Annotated in this window: 17 protein-coding genes; 9 read left to right on the top strand and 8 right to left on the bottom strand. The window is 38.9% G+C overall.

What is annotated here, in order from left to right:
- Positions 1-22 precede the first annotated feature (22 nt).
- Together SD427_RS10785 and SD427_RS10780 are read left to right on the top strand one after the other, a co-directional pair.
- Positions 23-472, top strand: a complete 450-nt coding sequence (locus SD427_RS10785; protein ID WP_320557802.1) for a peptidylprolyl isomerase — start codon at positions 23-25, stop codon at positions 470-472.
- 86 nt (positions 473-558) lie between these two features.
- Positions 559-1,245: a Bax inhibitor-1 family protein gene (locus tag SD427_RS10780; protein ID WP_320557801.1), complete on the top strand. Its 687-nt coding sequence runs from the start codon at positions 559-561 to the stop codon at positions 1,243-1,245.
- A gap of 507 nt (positions 1,246-1,752) precedes the next feature.
- On the opposite strand, the gene SD427_RS10775 is transcribed toward SD427_RS10780, so the two are convergent.
- The 4 genes from SD427_RS10775 to SD427_RS10760 form a co-directional block, all read right to left on the bottom strand.
- Positions 1,753-2,001 (bottom strand): DUF6952 family protein, encoded by a 249-nt coding sequence (locus tag SD427_RS10775; RefSeq protein WP_320557800.1) that lies wholly within the window; start codon positions 1,999-2,001, stop codon positions 1,753-1,755.
- Between the two features lie 2 nt (positions 2,002-2,003).
- On the bottom strand, positions 2,004-2,309 hold the full coding sequence (locus SD427_RS10770) for a thioredoxin family protein (RefSeq protein ID WP_320557799.1): 306 nt from the start codon (positions 2,307-2,309) through the stop codon (positions 2,004-2,006).
- A 138-nt stretch (positions 2,310-2,447) separates the two neighbouring features.
- Entirely contained in the window at positions 2,448-3,080 is a 633-nt protein-coding gene (locus tag SD427_RS10765) for a peroxiredoxin (RefSeq protein ID WP_320557798.1), read from the bottom strand.
- Between the two features lie 147 nt (positions 3,081-3,227).
- Positions 3,228-3,593, bottom strand: a complete 366-nt coding sequence (locus SD427_RS10760) for a helix-turn-helix transcriptional regulator (protein WP_320557797.1) — start codon at positions 3,591-3,593, stop codon at positions 3,228-3,230.
- Positions 3,594-3,736: 143 nt separating this feature from the next.
- On the opposite strand from SD427_RS10760, the gene SD427_RS10755 reads away from it, so the two are divergent.
- From SD427_RS10755 to SD427_RS10745, 3 genes are all read left to right on the top strand, one after another.
- Positions 3,737-3,931: a bacteriocin-like protein gene (locus tag SD427_RS10755; RefSeq protein WP_320557796.1), complete on the top strand. Its 195-nt coding sequence runs from the start codon at positions 3,737-3,739 to the stop codon at positions 3,929-3,931.
- Between the two features lie 119 nt (positions 3,932-4,050).
- Entirely contained in the window at positions 4,051-4,875 is an 825-nt protein-coding gene (locus SD427_RS10750) for a GLPGLI family protein (RefSeq protein ID WP_320557795.1), read from the top strand.
- An 80-nt stretch (positions 4,876-4,955) separates the two neighbouring features.
- Positions 4,956-5,765 (top strand): GLPGLI family protein, encoded by an 810-nt coding sequence (locus SD427_RS10745; protein WP_320557794.1) that lies wholly within the window; start codon positions 4,956-4,958, stop codon positions 5,763-5,765.
- A 156-nt stretch (positions 5,766-5,921) separates the two neighbouring features.
- Here the strand turns inward: SD427_RS10745 and SD427_RS10740 are convergent, their stop codons facing one another.
- The 4 genes from SD427_RS10740 to SD427_RS10725 form a co-directional block, all read right to left on the bottom strand.
- A complete protein-coding gene (locus tag SD427_RS10740; protein ID WP_320557793.1) occupies positions 5,922-6,377 on the bottom strand; it encodes a hypothetical protein in 456 nt (151 codons plus the stop codon).
- 113 nt (positions 6,378-6,490) lie between these two features.
- Positions 6,491-6,874, bottom strand: a complete 384-nt coding sequence (locus SD427_RS10735; protein ID WP_320557792.1) for a hypothetical protein — start codon at positions 6,872-6,874, stop codon at positions 6,491-6,493.
- A gap of 339 nt (positions 6,875-7,213) precedes the next feature.
- A complete protein-coding gene (locus tag SD427_RS10730; RefSeq protein ID WP_320557791.1) occupies positions 7,214-10,153 on the bottom strand; it encodes a M16 family metallopeptidase in 2,940 nt (979 codons plus the stop codon).
- 45 nt (positions 10,154-10,198) lie between these two features.
- Complete coding sequence (locus SD427_RS10725) at positions 10,199-11,392, bottom strand: pyridoxal phosphate-dependent aminotransferase (RefSeq protein ID WP_320557790.1); 1,194 nt, start codon at positions 11,390-11,392, stop codon at positions 10,199-10,201.
- Positions 11,393-11,630: 238 nt separating this feature from the next.
- Between SD427_RS10725 and rsmG the strand changes: the two genes are divergently transcribed.
- From rsmG to SD427_RS10705, 4 genes are all read left to right on the top strand, one after another.
- Positions 11,631-12,266: a 16S rRNA (guanine(527)-N(7))-methyltransferase RsmG gene (gene rsmG, locus SD427_RS10720; RefSeq protein WP_320557789.1), complete on the top strand. Its 636-nt coding sequence runs from the start codon at positions 11,631-11,633 to the stop codon at positions 12,264-12,266.
- A 61-nt stretch (positions 12,267-12,327) separates the two neighbouring features.
- Positions 12,328-12,735: a hypothetical protein gene (locus SD427_RS10715; protein ID WP_320557788.1), complete on the top strand. Its 408-nt coding sequence runs from the start codon at positions 12,328-12,330 to the stop codon at positions 12,733-12,735.
- Between the two features lie 8 nt (positions 12,736-12,743).
- The gene (locus SD427_RS10710; protein WP_320557787.1) at positions 12,744-13,280 is read left to right on the top strand and encodes a DUF922 domain-containing protein; all 537 of its coding nucleotides are present in this window, start codon (positions 12,744-12,746) and stop codon (positions 13,278-13,280) included.
- Positions 13,277-15,970 (top strand): PD-(D/E)XK nuclease family protein, encoded by a 2,694-nt coding sequence (locus tag SD427_RS10705; protein ID WP_320557786.1) that lies wholly within the window; start codon positions 13,277-13,279, stop codon positions 15,968-15,970. The genes SD427_RS10710 and SD427_RS10705 overlap by 4 nt, the downstream gene beginning before the upstream one ends.
- The last annotated feature ends 37 nt before the right edge of the window (positions 15,971-16,007 follow it).

The following is a 16,007-nucleotide window of genomic DNA, read 5'->3' as shown; positions in this document are numbered from 1 at the left end:
TCAACCCATCATGAATTCGGATATGAAAAAAACAGTACTGGCCACCGCCGTTTTAGCTTTTCAGCTGGGCTTTTCCCAGCAGAAAGGCAGTATAAAAATTGTTGAAAGCAAGAAGATTGAACTTACTTCTGAGCTGGGCAGGGATAAAACCGACCTGTATAACCAGTCATTTTTAAAGTTTGTCGCGGCTTTGAAAGCTTCCGATAAAAATACGGTCAGCAGCCTTATCTCGGATAAAGTAAAAGATATTGTGAACGACGATATCATCCGGAAACTATCGGGAGGCATCAGTTTTGAGAGAAAGACGGAAGTATATAAATCCGGCTATCAGAAGCTGTTGGATAACGAGACGTATCCTGCCATACAGTATAAATATGCTGATGATACACTGGATCCTCCGAGGGATATCATAACGGTAATTTTTGAAAATGACGGAAAAATTCTCGGCGTGAAGCCGGAGTACAGCAAATAATTAGAAGTTATGGATTAGAGGTTAGTATTTGGTTGACTTCTTATTTATTATTTAAAAAAATAAATTTAAAATAAATTAAAATAACTATGATGACAGATGTTTTAGTCGCACATTCTTCAGATGTGGACAAAGCGGGCTTTTACAGGAAAACGTATCTGCACGTTGCTTTATCAATCTTAGCCTTTATCGGGGTAGAAACTGTTTTATTACAGATGGTTCCGGATCAGCTGATCTTTGCCATGTTTGCCCAGCGGTATCTCTGGCTGCTGATTATCGGGGTATTCTGGCTGGCTTCGGTGCTGGCTACCAAATGGTCGCTTTCGTTAAGCAGGTCTACACAGTATTTCGGGTTGGGGTTTTATGTTATCCTGGAAGCCGTTATTTTTCTTCCGCTGATTAAAATAGCCACGCTTTATGCCGGGCCGCAGGTGATCTTTCAGGCTGCGATGTTAACAACCGCGATGTTTGCGGGGATTTCAGCGGTAGCATTTACTTCAAAAAGAGACTTTTCATTCCTCAGGAACATCATTGTTATCGGAGGATTTATTTCCATTGGCCTGATCGTTGGCGGAATGCTGTTCGGGTTCAACCTTGGGCTATGGTTTTCCGTAGGCATGGTAATCCTTGCTTCTGCCACTATCTTATATCAGACGAGCAAGCTGAAAGATGTTTACAGCACCAATCAGTATGTTGGGGCATCATTACAGCTGTTTGCTTCGATTATGCTTCTGTTCTGGTATATCTTAAGCATACTGATGAGCAGGAGAAGCTGATAGAGTAAAAGTTATGAATTATGAATTTTGGATTATGAATTATGAATTTGTACGGATTTATGATTCACTTATAAACCTGAAAAATCCTGGTGTTGATTCATCGGGATTTTTTTTTGATATAAATAAATACAGGCGAAATTAAATACATGTAATTTATGAAACATCCGGCATGTCAGGTCTTAAAAAATAATATAAGTACTATAAATTATGAGTTTTGAGTTATGAATCCATACGGATTTATGATTCACTTATAAACCTGAAAAATCCTGGTGTTGATTCATCGGGATTTTCTTTTGATATAAATAAATACAGGCGAAATTAAATACATGTAATTTATGAAACATCCGGCATGTCAGGTCTTAAGGAATAATATAAGCACTATGAATTATGAGTTTTGAGTTATGAATCCGTACGGATTTATAATTTGCTTATAAACCTAAAAAATCCTGATGTTGTTTCATCGGGATTTTTTTATTCCAGGAATGCTGGTTCTCAGAAATTTTTTAATTATTTATCAATAGATCCCAATACTTTTTGGGCAAAGGAATTCAGCGCATCCTTTTCGCTCATTCCGTTCTTTACGGCAGCATGCACTTCAAGGGCTCCGCAGATGTTGGTAATTAGTTCTCCGGCCACATTCAGGTCCTCTTCGCTGGTTCCTCTGAACTCAGAGAAGCTTTCTAAAACCTCCAGTGTTTTTTCCAGGTTTTCCGGGGTCTGGTTCTGGTAAAACTGTCTGATTATGGGTAACTTCATAATTACAATTCATTAAATAATTCGGTTAAACTTTCTGCTTTGTTGCTCTGAACCTGGTTTACAAGCGCTCCGTTTTTAAAAATTGCAAACGTCGGCAAATTGTCAACCTTGGCTAATTTTCTGCTTTCCGGTAATTTTTCCGCGTCTACATACAGGAAAGGGATGCTTTCGTTTTCAGAAGCTAACTTTTTGAATTTCGGCTTCATAATCCTGCAGTTCCCACACCATGTAGCGCCGTACTGCACCACTACTTTTTCATTGTCGCTGATCACAGACTGCAGCGTATCTTCTGTTAATTCTGTATACATAAGTTTATTTTTTTAGCATGAAATAAACAATGCAGCAATTTAATAAGGTACCGGTTGTCCATTCATCCGTTCCGGATCAGGTGACAGCCTCCGTTATCAAATTGCTGCACTGGTTATATTGTCACATTATTTATTTGATTAGTTTTTTGATAAATAATCAGCGGTAGAAGTCCTGTCGGCTTTCATGGCTTCTTTTCCTTCTTCCCAGTTTGCAGGGCAAACTTCACCGTGCTTCTGAACGTGCGTGTAAGCATCAATCAGTCTCAGGTATTCTTTAACGTTTCTTCCCAAAGGCATATCGTTTACAGACTCATGGAAAATTTTTCCGGTCTCGTCAATAAGATAAGTTGCTCTGTAGGTAACGTTGGATCCTGTAAACACTTCCTCACCTTCTTCATTGTATTCAAAATCCTGGTCAACAATGCCCAAAAGGTTGGCAAGCTGTCTGTGGGTATCCGCAAGGATCGGATAAGTTACCCCTTCAATTCCTCCGTTGTCTTTGGATACGTTAAGCCACGCAAAATGTACTTCGTTGGTATCGCAAGAGGCACCGATTACTTTGGTGTTCCTTTTTTCAAAGTCACCCAAAGCTTCCTGGAATGCGTGAAGCTCAGTCGGGCAAACGAAAGTAAAATCTTTCGGGTACCAGAACAAAAGAACTTTTTGCTGATTGGCGGTTGCTTCTTCAAAGATATTGATTCTAAGATCATCACCCATTTCCGACATAGCATCAACCGCTACATTAGGGAATTTTTTTCCTACTAAAGACATAATTCTTAATTTTTTTTATTTAAATTTCTGGTGCAAATATATAGGTATTTTATCTATCAAACGGTTTGGTATTGATAAATAAAATCTATTGATGTTTTTGGTTTTAAGCTAAAAAAAACGCTGTATGCAGCGCTTTGGCGATAGTGGTTATTGATCTTCGAACCTGCTTTTAAGCTCTTCAATAATCTTTTGATTGATCTGGTTCTGTTCCACCAGTTTTTTAAATTCTTCGAGAAAGTTATCCGGGAAATTATTATTGACTGTAAAGTCTTCACAACTAACTTGTCCTTTATTTTCAGTTATGTTATTAATGATTTTCGTATCCAAAAAGTATTCAAAATCCTTATCAAAAAACCGGCAGATTTTATCCATCAAGAGGAAATCGATCTTTCTGGAGTTTCCGCTCTCTATATTATGCAGGGTTCCTTGGGAAACGCCTAATTCAAAAGCAAGATCGCTTTGTGACAAATGTTTTTCTTCTCTTAAATTTTTGATTTTAGTGCCGATATCCATCTTAGGTGCAATTAGTTTTCTGGTTGAAATAATCAATTTACTGATTGGTAAAGGTATAAAGAATTTTCAAATTCGTAAAACAATTGATCCGGAAAAAATTGCAGTGTAAAAAATGAATTTTTAATTTTTAAAACAGTTGAATTATGAAAAATCTGAAAAAACTTTCGAGAAATGATTTGAAATCTTTAGTGGGAGGAAAACGTCTGCCTGTAGACGGATGTGCAAATATGTGTATGCCGCGTATGGGAACAGGTTCTGCTGATATATGTGAACAATATGGTCTTACCTGCGGATGGTGGATGGATTCAAATGGAAATTCATGTAATAGATGCATGTAAATTGAATTTTAAAATAATGAGACGTAAAATGTATGTCTCTGTTTAATAGTATTTTTTTATTAATAATCAAACAAATTAAGGCTTGTAATTTATTTGTTAAAGATTATTACCTTCATATCATGAAAAAAAATAAAATTTTAAATTTTTCACTGTTCCTATTTGCTATGATATTTTATAATAATGTCGTTGGCCAGAATCAAGTATTTAAATATGATCTGACTTATAAGCCAAATCCGTTAAAAGACAGTACGATTTCAGAAAAAATGATTTTAGATATTGATGATAAAATTTTATCTGTCTTCAGAACAGAATTTGAAAGGAAATCTGATTCTCTTATTGAAAAAACAGGTTTTGGATTAGGCAGAAAGCCTAGGTTTGAAGATCAGTTTTACATAATAAAAAAACGGTCTGATCATGAAATCCGAAAAAATATTCAAACCATCTATGCTGAAATATTTTCTATAAAAATAAATGAAAAACTCGACTGGCAAATTTTACCTGAAAAAGATAAGATAGCAACTTTTAACGTCCAAAAAGCAAAAGTAAATTATGGAGGCAGAAACTGGACAGCCTGGTTTACAACTGAAATTCCTATTCAAGACGGACCGTATGTTTTCAGTGATTTGCCGGGTCTAATTGTTAAAATTTCTGACGATAAGAATGATTATAATTTTAGTTTAAGTGAAATAAAAAATGGAAGTGAAAAGATCCATTATAGAAATAACGGTTCGGAATTAACGTGGGAACAGTTTAAAAGATTATCTGAAAATTACTATTCTGACCCGTTTGCCCGTATGAAGTCTTCAGGCCTGCCTATTAAAGTTGATGATGGTAATGGTAATGCTGTAACGCCGGACATGAAAATTCAGACTGACAAAACAAAAAAACAGATTAAAGAAAATAATAACCCTATTGAAATTAATCACAGAATAAATTATCAGTAAAACGTTTTGAAAGGATGTGTAATATCAGGGATGCATTATTGCATCTCTTTTTTGTATTTTAGTCATTAAAAATAAATGCCATGAAAAAACTGTTATTATTTTTTGCTTTTGTAATTTCATCTGTTCTACCCGCCCAGAATATAACATTTATATATGAACTTAAGTATAGGCCTGGTTTTAATAAAGACAGTATTGTTACAGATGAATATTATCTTGATGTATTAGGCCGGCAATCTGTATTCAGATCTTCACAAGCAAGACGATCTGATTCCTTAACTGAAAAAACAGGTTTCGGCGCAGGCGAGAAAATGACATTTACACAACAGCTTTACATTAAAAAAAACCTGGCATCGAAAAGTATCATTAAAGTTGTTACCGCGCCGGTTATGAATGATAAATATTTTATCAGGATTTCAGACAATCTTGAGTGGGAAATAGGATCAGATAAATTAAAGATAGGGGAGTATGACTGCCAGAAAGCAACCGTAAAGTATGGCGGCAGGGAATGGACGGCGTGGTTTACACAAAGTATCCCTTTACAGGAAGGGCCGTATATTTTCAGCGGCCTGCCGGGTATGATTGTCAAAATTTCAGACCGTCTTTCAGATTTTGAATTTGCTTTAGTTAAAACAAAGAGATCGGATAAGAATAATATGTTCGCCTTAAGAACCGGTAAAGAAATCAGCTGGGAGGTTTTAAATAAAATGCAGTTAAATTATTACAGCGATCCTTTTGCAGAGATTAAAGCCAGAAATATAAAATTTCAGGTAGGGGATGCTAACGGTAATATCATCCCGATGGATATGAAAACCTTAACGAAAAATGTACAAAAGCAGATTAAAGAAAACAATAATCCCATCGAACTGAACCAGAAAATAGATTACCAATAAAACAGTTTGAGGGGATGTATAATCATCAGGGATACTTTGTTGCATCTCTTTTTCTTAAAATAAATATGATAGAAAAACTGTTTCTGTTTTTTGCTTTTGCATTGTTAAATATTTTATTCATGTAAAATATTACATTCATTCGTTTATGAAGATATTTTAAATAAAATCAATCTGCATCTCATAATCTGTAGAGGTCCAAGAACCATTTAACATTTGAATTAATGCATTTAAAATTTCGATAAGATCTGAAGTTGGAAAAGGATTTGAAAGATATAACTTAAATTCGACATCTTCAGTTGAAATATTTTGAAGCTCTACAATAGAAATATATGTTCCCTTGCTTTTCAATGTTGTCTTTACATTTTCTAAAACCTGAGTCATCGTTTTAATTTCTGAATTGGTCTCGATTAAATTTCTCCAGCCTAATGACATTATTCCAATAAAATAACCGTTTATACGATCTCTGATAGATTTTAACAGTATATGCTTATCTTTAACTAAATATTGGGTTTTTATTAATTCTTCGTGTATGTAGTGATACACTAATTGCATAAAGGTTTCTTCTACCCAAAACCCTTTGTTTTGCTTATATGTGATTTTACTGACAGGCATAATTAAAGTTTTGAAAAATTACCCATTTGAGTAGTCAGTTGTTCGGTAACCAGTTTATTATTACTATTCAAAAATTTTATTGTAGTACTCATCATACATATTTGAGATTTGTATTAAAAATATCTTATTAACTGAGCTAAATATTGCCCTGTTGATAAACTAAAATCATTGGCTTCCAATACCAGAGCAATTGTTATATTATTTAAGGTAATTAAATAATCTAAATCGGAAGTTGGCCATCTTTTATATTGGGAAGGATTAGCCTTAACTGCTGTAAATGCCTGCCCAATGATGGTTTTGTAATAGTCTCCAGCCTGACACTGCTCTTTGAAATTTTTCAGTTCTATTAAAAAATTTCTTAAGCTTAAAGTAGACACTTGGTTTTTTTCTACTTTATCGTATCGTACATACTGAGATAGAGCAGTTTCAGAAGATACATATAACGAATCTGTACCCCAATCCAAATAATCTGACTGTCCTGCAATAACAGCATTCAATTCAGTTAATGTATCTGTTATCTCATGTAATTCATATCTGATAAATCCGATGCCTGCTCCATATCTGATGTACCTACTGCAACAGAAACGCCTCTGTTTGCTATACAAGCTGTTACTGATAAATAATAACCGTATGACATATCTGTTTTTATTGTTCCAAGTCCGGAAAATTTGAGTAAAGTAACGGAAATAAAGCAGGAATGATAGGATTCCCACGGATATAAAAACCCTGACGAAAATGTGCAGAAGCAGGTTAAAGAAAACAATAATCCCATCCAGCTCAACCGGAAAATAGATGACCGATAAAAAAAGCAGCTGCCAAGGCAGCTGCTTTTTGTTTTAATAACCGAAAATCTCAGTCAGGTTAAGTTTTTTCACTTCACCGAGTTTCTGCATGTCGGCTTCGCTGACTTTATCCTGGGATGCCACCAGACAGTAGGTGTAATTTTTACTTTTCATTTCCTTATCATGGAAGTTATTGATATCGGCAAACGTAAGCTTCGGCGCCTGCTCATAGGTATTTTTTCTGATATCTGTTGTATTGCCGAGCTTTTGTGCTCTTAAATATGTGAAGATGATCCCGTCCTGCGTAATCCTTTCGGCGGCAATGGATTTCTTCAGGCCGCTTTTGGCTGTTTCAAACAGCTGGTCGGATTTCGGAAGGGTAGTCAGCAGCTCATTCATCGCAACGGCAGATTCATTGAATTTATCGGCCTGCGTTCCTACATAGGCCGTAATCATATCCTTATCTTCTTTTTTGCCCGGGAGCGAAAAATAAGAGTAAGTGGAATACGCCAGTGCTTTGGATTCCCGGATCGTCTGGAATACGACAGATCCCATTCCGCCGCCGAAATAGTTGTTGAATAAGCTTACGGTCGGGGTAATAGACGGGTTATAAGGATCACTATTCCTTACCCAGAACACTTCTGCCTGAACCATATCATAATGCGCGAACAGTACTTTATTCTTATCCGTAGGAACCTGTACAAAAGTTTTTGACTTAGGCATTTCTTTCAGTGAACCGGATACTTTATGAACCGGTTTTAAAGAAGCGGTAAGTTCATTCCCGGATTTCGGCCCGTAGTATAACACTTTATGCTTAAAATTAAAAAGGTCATGAAGCATGTTTACCAGGTCTTCCGCTTTCAGCGCATCCAGTTCCGCATCGCTCAGCACATTGTTATATGGGTTCTGCGGGCCGTACTGCGCGTAGCTTCTCAGTCCGTTCATTATGGATCCTTTGTTCTGCTTGGCATTTGCTCTGGATTTTTTCACCCGAGCTTTATAAGCTTCCAGGGCTTTCTGGTCCGGCTGGCAGTTTTTGATAAGGTCTTCAAATAAAGCTGCGGTCTGGTCAAAGTTTTCATTCAGGCCTTCCAGGGTAACATACGTTTCTTCATTGCCTGCATTTACATTAAAGCTGGAAGCCAGTTTATAAAATTCTTTGCTGATGGCCTCGGAAGATTTATTTTTCGTGCCCAGGTACTGAAGGTATTCTGCCGCTAAAGGGAGGATTTTATTATTCCATCTTCCTGAATCAAAATAATAATACAGCCTGAACAAAGCATTGTCTGTATTTTTTACCGAAAGTACATCTACGCTGCCCAGTGTATTTTTAGCAATGTCCCGGTCAAAATTCACCCACACCGGAGCAATCGGGGCTTCCGGCATCTCATCGATCTTTTTAAGGAACGGGGACTGGTTTTCCCTGTTTACGGATACCGGCGTAATAGAAGGCTTGTCTACTTTTACAATATTCTTATCTTCACCTTTCCTTTTGTATACCGCTACATAATTGTTATTCTGAAGGTATTTCGAAGCAAAGTCCATGATGTCCTTTTTGGTGATCTTTGAAATCTCCTCTACATACTGAAGCTGGGTTTTATGGTCTAGGTCAGACGTAAACTCATCCATCAGGGATTCTGCCCTTGAAGTATATTTTTCATACTTCTGGATGGTGTTTTTCTTTTCATTATTAACAATCGACTGGATGAGGTCATCCGAAAATTCACCTTTTTTAAGCTTGTCGATTTCCTGAAGCAGCAATGTTTTTACTTCATCCAGCGACTGGCCTTCGATAGGGTTCCCCTGAAGCAGCAGAACCGAATAGTCTTTTAAAACATAGGGCGAAGCGTAGGCTGCAAGCAGCTTCTGTTTTTTAATAAGATCCAGATCAATCAGTCCTGCCTGCCCGTTGGTCAGCATGCTTCCGATAAAGTTCAGCATCCTTGCCTCTCTGGTCGTTGCACCCGGAAACCTGAACCCGATGGTGATGTTTTCAGGATTCGGCCCGTAGACTTCTCTGGTAACAGGAATGTTAATCGGCTGTTCCGTCCCGATTTTATATTCGGGAACCGTTTTCGGTTTCATGTAGGAAAATGCCCTGTCGATTTTTGAGATCATCTCATCAGGATTAAAATCTCCCGACATAATTACGCCCATATTGTTCGGGACATAATAATTGTTGAAATAATTCCGGATTGCTTTCAGGGATGGATTTTTCAGATGTTCAACAGTCCCGATCGTCGTCTGTTTCCCGTAGTTGTTGTTCGGGAAGATGGCAGCAAACATTGCTTCATAAACTTTTCTCGGGTCATTGTCCAGGCCTCTGTTTTTTTCTTCATACACTGCTTCCAACTCGGTATGGAAAAGCCTCAGGACCGGCTCCCTGAACCGTTCTGCCTGAACCGCGAGGAACTTGTCGGCAACATTGGCCGGGATATCTTCGGTGTAGACCGTCTGTTCAAAAGAAGTGAATGCATTGGTTCCGTCCGCGCCCATTCCCGCCATCATCTTATCGTATTCATTGGCAATGGCATATTGTGATGCTTCACCGGAAACTTTATCAATTTCCCTGTAAATTTCTTTTCTCCTGGCTTCGTCTGTCGTCTGGTTGTACTTTTCATACAACGCATCAATCTTGTCTAAAAGCGGCTTTTCTTTTGCCCAGTCTTTTGAACCGAACTGGTTGGTCCCTTTAAAAAGCATGTGCTCAAGATAATGGGCGAGGCCGGTATGGTCTGCAGGGTCAGTCTTGCTTCCCGCTTTGGTCGCGATGTAGGTCTGTATTCTCGGGTCTTTCTTCGTCGGGCTTAAAATAACGGTCAGTCCGTTCTTCAGTGTGTAGTATCTTGCAGAAGTAGGATCATTCGTTACATATCTGTACGAATATCCGTTGGATTGCGCTTCTTTCCACTGGAAATCCTGTCCGTAGGCATATCCGCAGTAACTCGCTGCAGCAATGCTTGTCGCAATGGTAAGCCTTTTTAAAAAATTCATGATAGTTAAACTTTAGTGGGTATTATTTGATTCCTTGCCTTTTATTTAATTGAATTTCGCCAGCAGTTTTTTTATCCTGCCCATCGCTTCCGTTAAATCTTCTTCTGATGCCGCATAAGAAAACCTGATGCATTCCGGGCTTCCGAAAGATACGCCGCCGACACATCCTACATGGGCATTCTGTAAAATAAACATCGCAAAATCATCAGCATCCTTAATTTCCGTCCCGTCAAGTGTTTTCCCGATGTAATAGGAAACATCCGGAAAAAAGTAAAATGCCGCTTTCGGCAGGACCACTTTGAACCCCGGGATTTCTGTAATTAAATCATACACCAGGTCCCTTCTTTTACGGAAAGCATCAATCATATATTTATACTCCGAAGGATCGGTTTTCAAAGCAACAATGGAAGCTCTCTGTGCCACCGTATTTGCCCCGCTGGTCATCTGGCCCTGGATTTTCTCACAGGCCTTCGCAAGCCATTCCGGGCATGCGGAATACCCGATTCTCCAGCCTGTCATGGCAAATGCCTTGGACATTCCGTTGATCACGGCGGTCTGCTCATAGACTTCCGGAAACTGGGCGATGGAAGCAGTTTTTGTTTCGTAGTTGATGTATTCGTAGATTTCGTCTGAAATTACCGTGACGTGAGGGTATTTGGCAATCACTTTAGCCAGGGATTTCAGTTCGTCATAGGTGTAATAGCCTCCGGAAGGGTTGCACGGGGAACTGAACAGGACCGCTTTGGTTTTATCCGTGATTGCTTCTTCAAGCTGCTCGGCTGTAATTTTGAAATCAGTAACATAAGAAGTGGGAAGCATTACGGAAGTCCCGCCCATCATTTTTACCATCTCATCATAGCTTACCCAGTACGGATTGGGAAGGATCACTTCGTCACCGTCGTTAAGAAGTGCTGCCAGGACATTTAAAATGGCCTGTTTTGCGCCGTTCGACACACAGATCTGTGCGGGTTTATAGTCTAAATGATTGTCTCTTTTCAGTTTATGGGAAATGGCTTCCCGAAGTTCCAAGAATCCCGGAACAGGGGAGTAGTGGCTGTAGTTTTGGTTGATGGCATCAAAAGCGGCCTGCTTTATATTGTCGGGAACATCAAAATCCGGCTCGCCGAGGGTAAGGCTGATAACATCTATTCCGCTGGCTTTCATTTCTCTGGCCTTATTTGACATGACAAAGGTTTGAGAATATCCTAATCTCTCGACCCTTTCTGAAAGTTTATTCATAAAATTTTTGCATTTGAACAAATATATAATAAAAACTTAGAGCCGGTTTACATTTTAGCCTTGAAACTTTAGAAAAAATTTTGAAGTCCACCGGAAACATATTGCTGTGATTTTAAACAAAATCCCTCTGATTAAGGTAACTTGGGATAAATCATATTCTGAATTCCATTTAAAAACAAGCTCTTAATTTGAATACAATATGAATAAAAACTTATTTTTGCTTTTTATAATATTTCACATGTCTACAACGTTATTATTAAAATACTTTCCTGAACTCACAGAAAAACAGATCGAACAGTTTGATAAGCTGGAAGGCCTGTACCATGAATGGAATGAAAAAATCAATGTAATTTCCAGAAAAGATATGGAATCTCTGTACGAAAAGCATATTTTACATTCATTGGGAATCGCAAAAGTGATGGAGTTTGCTCCGAGAACAAAGGTTCTGGATATCGGGACCGGCGGCGGCTTTCCCGGAATCCCTTTGGCGATCTTGTTTCCGGAAACCGAATTCACCCTGATTGATTCCATCGGTAAGAAAATCAGCGTGGTGCAGGCGGTAGCAGAAGGGACGGGACTCAAGAACGTGACGGCCATTCACGGAAGGGCTGAGAAAGTAAAGGAAAAATTCCATTTTGTGGTAAGCCGGGCCGTAACGCAGATGCCGGAATTTTTAAAGTGGCTGAAAGGCAAATTTGAAAAAGAACAGTTCAATACCAGGCACAACGGGATTTTATATCTGAAAGGCGGTGACCTTGCCGAAGAGCTCGCGGGCCTCAGGTGTGAAATTTTCTCACTCAAAAATTATTTTGATGAAGAATTTTTTGATACCAAAAAAGTAGTCTACGTGTCAAAAGGTAATTTTAATTCTTAAATAGAGGCTGCCGGGGAATACTGTTTGATGGAATAGTACTGATAATCAAAAAATTGTAGTTATGAAAAATCTTTTCTCTGTTGGGTTTTCTGCATTGGTTTTAGGGTTATTTTTAGCATCGTGTCATGACGATGACGACTATCAGACGATAGAATCTGCAGATAAGATTAAAATTGACAGTGTAAAAATTGACAGTGACACCATGGATGTTTACGGGATTCAGAGCATAAGGACGTACTCCACGTACCCGTCCAAATGTGAAGGGTTTTATGGGTATGATTATGTTCAGAGCGATAACCTGACAAGGACGGTTACCGCCTATAAATACAGGACAAACGGGCCCTGCACACAAAACAGTTACACAGCAGCCAGCCGGATTAATTTCAGCCCGCGCCAGAAAGGGACTTATACTTTTAAATTCTGGAACGGCGGCAACGGCTGGATCACCAAAACAATTGTAGTTGAATAAATAAATACATGAAATGGATTTTTGCAGCCTGTTTTCTGATTTCCAATATTTTATACGGACAGAAAATATATTGGGAAGAGGGCAGGAAACTTACCTGGGATAATTTTAAAAGCAGGACCAACAACCAGTCGGGTACCAATGTAGTAGCCTATACCAACTGTGGCTGGTCTTACTCTTACGTGAAATCTTCAAACCCCAAAGCGCCTATTAAGATAAAGGTTGAAACTATTTTTAATGAAAACCAATCCTGGAAAGATGTAAAACGGATCAATAATTATGTCCTCCTGCATGAGCAGAAGCATTTTGATGCGGCCGAAGTTTTCGCACGCAAGCTGCGGAAGGAAATTGCGGAAAAGATCAGGACGTCTTCGGATTTTGACAAATATTTTAAATCCACCTACAACCGTATTCTCAAAGAATACCAGGCTTTCCAGAAGACCTATGATGCAGAAACCAAAAACGGGATGCTGGAAGAAAAACAGTCGGAATATAATCGTATTATTGCTGAAGAATTAGAAAACTACAAAAGCCATAAAGCATCTTGAAATTCCTTAATAAAGTCATCACCGAATTACTGGCACAGAACCCTGATCTTTCGGATTTCAGTATGGTGCTGCCCGGTAAAAGGCCTGTGGTGTTTATCCGCCGGATTCTTGAAGAAAATAATTACTCCGGATTTCTTCCTCATTTTTATACCATCGAAGAGCTGGTCGGCCATATTGCAGATAAACAGGAAATCAAGGGCATTTCCCTGTGGCTGTTTGCCTTTGATGTATACAAGAGCCTGAACCTGATCCCCAAAGATGAATTTTCCGAATTCCTGAAATGGTTTCCCACGTTACAGAAAGACTGGGATGATATCCTGAAGTTTTCAGGGAACGATGAAGCGGTTCTTGAGTATATGTTTGATGAAGAAAGGATCAAGGAATGGGCACAGGATCTCGGGGAAGATGATGATGTGCCGAGAAAAAAGTTCCTTACGTTCTGGAAAAACATGAATATTTACCTGCCTGTCCTCAAGAAAAGGTTAAAGGAAAAAAACTGGGCCACCTCCGGCATGATCCATGAGACGGCAGATAAAAAGGTTGTTGATTTTGCTAAAAATACACGGCAGCAGTTTGTTTTCTGCGGTTTCAACGCTTTTACTCCGGTGGAGGAGAAGCTGGTACGCAGCCTTCTGCAGTGGAACAGGGCACAGTGCTTTTTCCAGGCAGACCGTTATTATTTTGATGATGAAAGGCAGGAAGCCGGTAAATTTATGAGGAACCATAAAACGTGGAAAGAATTTACCGACGAGCGTCCTTTCCGGTGGATTGAAGAAGATTTTAACCAGCCGAAAAACATAAAGGTTTATGAAGTCTCCGGAAATATTTCCCAGACCAAGATCCTTCCGGAAATCCTTAATGAAATAGAGAACAAAACCTACTCCAATACGGCTGTTGTCTTATTGGATGAGAACCTGCTTCCGGCCAGCCTGGATGCCATGCATGGGGTTCAGAACCTGAATATTACCATGGGTTTCCCTTTGAAGAACCTTTCTTTCTCCAACGCGGTCAGGCAGCTTTTCTATCTCCAGAAGCAGCTGGAAAAAAACAGGTCTTCCTATTATTACCGGGATGTTTACCCGATTCTTGAAGAGCTTCCGAAATCTGCGGAGGATGATCAGATCATCAATAATTTTAAAGCCGGTATTGAACAGAGGAATATTGTTTACATCTCAAAAAAGCTCATGCAGGAATTGCTGGGGGAACTTTCATATTACAACCTGCTTCAGAAAGCTGAGTCAACCAATATGTATCTTGATTCATTAATTGCCTTTTGCCAGCAGATAAAATGGCTGGAAATTGATGATATACAATATGAAAACGTTTCCCACTTCGAGAATGCGTTCAGGATGATCAGGAACCAGCTTTCCCCTTACAGCTTCGAGATTAAAATGGAAACCCTGGAAATCCTGATCAACCAGCACATCAATTCGGAGAGTATTGATTTCCAGGGCGAGCCTCTTCAGGGACTTCAGGTAATGGGACTTCTGGAAACCCGTCTTCTGAATTTTGAAAATGTGATCCTGCTTTCTGTGAATGAAGGCAAATTACCGCTGGGAAATTCCCAGAACACCTATATTCCTTTTGACATCAGGAAGTTTTTTGATCTTCATACTTTTCTGGAGAATGACAGTATTTATGCCTATCATTTTTACCGCCTGATCCAGGATGCCAAGAATGTGCACCTTTTATTCAATGCATTAAGCTCCGGGGTCAATACCGGGGAAAAAAGCAGGTTCATTACGCAGATCGAAATGGAAAGTTCACACCATATTGAGCACCTGATCATTGAAAATTCTTCTGAACCGATCATGACCCAGCCTATTGAGGTCTCAAAAACACCGGTTGTCCTGGCAAGGCTTGAGCAGTGGAAGAAGAAAGTTTCGGCTTCCCATCTGACAAGCTATTTATACAATCCCATTGATTTTTACCTTTCCAAGATCCTGAATACTTCGGAAAGCGATGAAATCGAAGAAGAATTATCGGTAAGGAATTACGGGAATCTCGTGCATTACACCCTTCAGGATATTTATGAAGCATTGAAAGGCAAAATATTGAAGGAAAGTGACTTAAAGCGGTCGGTCGAAGCAATAGATCAATATATAGAAGGCGCAATTAATAAGCTGAAGCACCAGCCGGAATTTTATGAAAAAGGCATGAACTTTATCCATAAGGCAATTGCTAAAAAAGTAATTAAAAATATCTTGGACTATGATCTTGATCTGGTGAAAAGCGGAAATACACTGGAAATTCTTGATATTGAAAAGAGGTTTGAAGGAGTGGATTTCACTCTTGACGGACAGGACAAAATTTCTTTTTTCGGGTTTATAGACAGGATCGACAGGCTGAACGGCACGCTGAGGATTATCGATTATAAAACGGCAAAGATCAAAAACCTGGTAGTCAAAATAGATGACGACAAAGCAGATGAATATTTCCATAACAATGACCGGAAACAGGCCCTGCAGCTGTGTATTTATCAATACGTTGTGCAGAACCTCCCCGAATTCTGGGGATTCCCGATAGAGACGGGAATCTGGAGTTTTGCCGAAGCGAAGAAAGGGGTCATTTCCCTTCAGTTTGAAAAAGGGGATATCGACGTGGCCATGAAATCGGTAAAAAGCCTGATTAAAGAAATCCTGAATCCGGATATTAATTTTATTGAAAGGCTGAAGCCGTATTCCGGTTAATATAAACCTTTTACTGAACAATAAAGAGCCTGATAAA

It is taken from the genome of Chryseobacterium sp. JJR-5R, from assembly GCF_034047335.1.
Lineage (GTDB): Bacteria > Bacteroidota > Bacteroidia > Flavobacteriales > Weeksellaceae > Chryseobacterium.
Note: the sequence above shows the minus strand (reverse complement) of the source record. Positions and strands in the feature narration are given on the sequence as shown.